The organism is Kitasatospora sp. NPDC058243 (assembly GCF_042882025.1).
Taxonomy (GTDB): domain Bacteria; phylum Actinomycetota; class Actinomycetes; order Streptomycetales; family Streptomycetaceae; genus Kitasatospora.
Genome location: NZ_JBHVWW010000129.1, coordinates 1 through 2,839, shown reverse-complemented (window position 1 = coordinate 2,839; position 2,839 = coordinate 1). Strand labels below are relative to the sequence as shown.

Annotated in this window: 4 protein-coding genes; 1 reads left to right on the top strand and 3 read right to left on the bottom strand. The window is 73.1% G+C overall.

Going from position 1 to position 2,839, the window contains the following annotated elements:
- Positions 1–86 precede the first annotated feature (86 nt).
- From ACFVX9_RS39250 to ACFVX9_RS39240, 3 genes are all read right to left on the bottom strand, one after another.
- Complete coding sequence (locus ACFVX9_RS39250) at positions 87–266, bottom strand: thiazolylpeptide-type bacteriocin (RefSeq protein ID WP_363376356.1); 180 nt, start codon at positions 264–266, stop codon at positions 87–89.
- 37 nt (positions 267–303) lie between these two features.
- Complete coding sequence (locus ACFVX9_RS39245) at positions 304–516, bottom strand: thiazolylpeptide-type bacteriocin (RefSeq protein ID WP_380381049.1); 213 nt, start codon at positions 514–516, stop codon at positions 304–306.
- Positions 517–897: 381 nt separating this feature from the next.
- Positions 898–2,136: a styrene monooxygenase/indole monooxygenase family protein gene (locus ACFVX9_RS39240; RefSeq protein WP_380488095.1), complete on the bottom strand. Its 1,239-nt coding sequence runs from the start codon at positions 2,134–2,136 to the stop codon at positions 898–900.
- Positions 2,137–2,424: 288 nt separating this feature from the next.
- Between ACFVX9_RS39240 and ACFVX9_RS39235 the strand changes: the two genes are divergently transcribed.
- The gene (locus tag ACFVX9_RS39235; RefSeq protein ID WP_063345891.1) at positions 2,425–2,784 is read left to right on the top strand and encodes a zinc ribbon domain-containing protein YjdM; all 360 of its coding nucleotides are present in this window, start codon (positions 2,425–2,427) and stop codon (positions 2,782–2,784) included.
- The last annotated feature ends 55 nt before the right edge of the window (positions 2,785–2,839 follow it).

Sequence of the window (2,839 nt, the reverse complement as noted above, 5' to 3'; positions counted from 1 at the left end):
TTTTTTTGTGTTGTCCCTCTCCGTCTCCCTTTCTCCCCCCCCCACGCCGACACGCGCTGTTCAACGGGGACTTGGCGACGCCGGGCTCAGAAGGTCCGGGTCGGCGGGTGCGGAGCGGCGCAGGAGGACGATCCGCAGGAGCTGGAGCTGGGTGCCCCGGAGGCGCCCGTCTCGGGCAGGGCGACGGTGTCGCGCAGCGCGGTGACGGTCAGCTCGCCGAGGTCGAGGTCGTCGAGGGCGAGGACGTCCTCGAAGTGGTCCGACATGTGGTCTCCCGGATGTTCGAGATGAATTGACGGATGGTCAGAACGAGTCCGCGCCGGGCAGGTTCGGCTGGGCGCAGGAGGACGAGGCCTGGCAGGAGCAGGACCCCCAGGAGCCGCCGTTCTCCGGCAGGGCGACGGTGTCGCGCAGCGCGGTGACGGTCAGCTCGCTGAGGTCCAGGTCCTGGAGGTCGAGCGCCTGGCCGACGAGGCCCGGGGCGGACGTGGACGCGGACATGGCAAGGTCGGACATGTCGGACTCCTTTGGGGTGGCGGACGAGGCCGAGGTGCGCTTGTGGCGGGGTGGGGGCCGAGGGTGTGCCGGCCCCCGGGGGTGCGGCGGCGCACGCGGATCGTCCTGACCCCGGCGTCGCACCGCCCACCGGCGACTCTAGGCCGCGGCCGGCCGCGCCGGACCCGGGCGCTCGGCACATTGGCCGGATGCCCACCTCGCCGGGCGCAACACCGGCTCCTGCCTCAGCCGCACTTGAGCGAGCCGTGACCGGCGCTCCGGTGCACCGCCCCCATGGCGGCCGGGGCCCGCCGTCCGCTCGGGCGCCCCGGCCGATCCGCTCCAGCCGATCCGCTCCAGCCGATCCGCTCCAGCCGATCCGCCCCGGCCGATCCGCTGCGGTCAGTCCTGCGGGGTGAACGACTCCAGGTAGGCGGCCGCCTTCGCGGGGTCGAGGAACCACTGCTCCAGGTCGGCCGGGTCGTTGAAGGCGTTGGCGAACCGGACGGCGACGGGCGGGAGTTGACCGGCGGCGCCGAGCAGGTGCAGGACGTGCTCGGGCGGCGGCGCGAGCATCGCGTTGCTCCAGACGGTGCTTGGGCGCACGGCCTGCCAGAAGCGGTCGAAGGCGGCCCGCATGAAGTCGCGGTCGAACGGCTTGTCGCCGTGGGCGAGGATCGCGTCGAGGTAGCCGGCCGCGCACCGGGCGGCGTTGTTGGAGCCCTGGCCGGTGATCGGGTCGTTGAGGACGACGACGTCCGCGACGCCCAGCACCGCTCCGCCGCCGGGCAGTTCGCCGACCGGGTGGCGGACGGCGGGGGTGAAGCGCCCGGCGAGGGTGGCGCCGGCGTCGGTGAGTTCGATTCCGGCCCGGGCGCGGTCGTACTCCCAAGGAGTGAAGGCCTTCATCAGGTCGAGCGTCACCCGCAGGTGTTCGGCCGGGTCGCGGACCCCGTCGAAGGCGTCCGCCGGGCCGCCCGGGGCGGCCTCCCAGAGCAGGATGTCGCACGGGCCGGCCGCGGTCAGCGCCGGCATCACGAACAGTTCGCCGATGCCGGGCACCACGTTGCAGCGGACGGCGGGGAAGTCGTGCTCGGGGCGCGGGCCGAGCCCGTACACGTAGCTGGCGGCCAGCGCGCGCTGCGGCCGGTCGTACCGGGAGCGCTCGTGGTCGCGCTCGAACATCGCGGCCAGGTCGCCCTTTCCGGCCGCGACCAGGACCAGGTCGTAGGAGCCGGAGAGGTGTTCGAGGTCGCCGACGGTCACCGGGCGGACCACGACCCGGCCGCCGCGCCCGGCGAAGGTCTCCAGCCAGGCGGGCATCTTCAGCCGCTGGTCGACGGACTGCGCGGGCGCGTCCAGGCGCCCGACCCAGTCGATCACCCGCACGGACTGCGGCCCGGCGACGGAGACTCCGAGGCCCTCGATCCGGGGTGCGGCGTCCGCCCAGAGGTCCAGGCCGAGGTCGCGTTCGGTCCGCAGTGCGGCGTCGAACATGCACTGGGTGGACAGCACCCGGCCGCTGCGGACCGCGTCCGCGTCGCGGTCGGTCATCACCGTCACGTCGTAGCCGTGGGCCTGGAGCCCCAGGGCCAGTTGGAGGCCGGCCTGCCCGGCGCCGACGATCAGAACTCTGCGCATCGTCTCCGCTTTCCTGGTTGTACGTCCCGGCCCGGTCTCAACACCCTTCCGTCCGTGGGCTGGTGAGCCCGCAGGGGGCGGTGGGCGCCGGCCGGCCGCCGGTCGCGCTGCCAGTGGCCTGGATACCAGCCATCGGGCACCGGCGTCCACGGCCCGCGCGCGCCCTGCCGGGAACGTCACCGTCCGCGGTCGGATGCCCTCGAACAAGCGATTTGAAAAATTCTTCAACTTCATACATGCTGGCGAGCCGCCGACCCCCGGCCCGACCTGAGAGGACAGCCCGCGCGCATGAGCGACCACCTCCCCCCGTGCCCGTCGTGCTCCAGCGAGTACACCTATGAGATGAACGCCCTCATGGTCTGCCCGGAGTGCGGCCACGAGTGGATGCCCGCGGCAGGCGGCGCCGCCGAACCGGCCGGCCCGGGCGAGCGGGTGATCCGGGACGCGGTCGGCAACGTGCTCAGCGACGGCGACACCGTGACCGTCGTCAAGGCCCTCAAGGTCAAGGGCAGCGTCTCCGGCATCAAGGCGGGCACCAAGGTCCGCAACATCCGTCTGGTCGACGGCGTCGACGGCCACGACATCGACTGCCGGATCGAGGGGTTCGGCGCGATGCAGCTCAAGTCGAGCGTGGTCAAGAAGGCCTGACCGGGCCCGCGCCCGGCGCGAAACGGCGGCGGCCCGTACGAGCACCTGCTCGTAC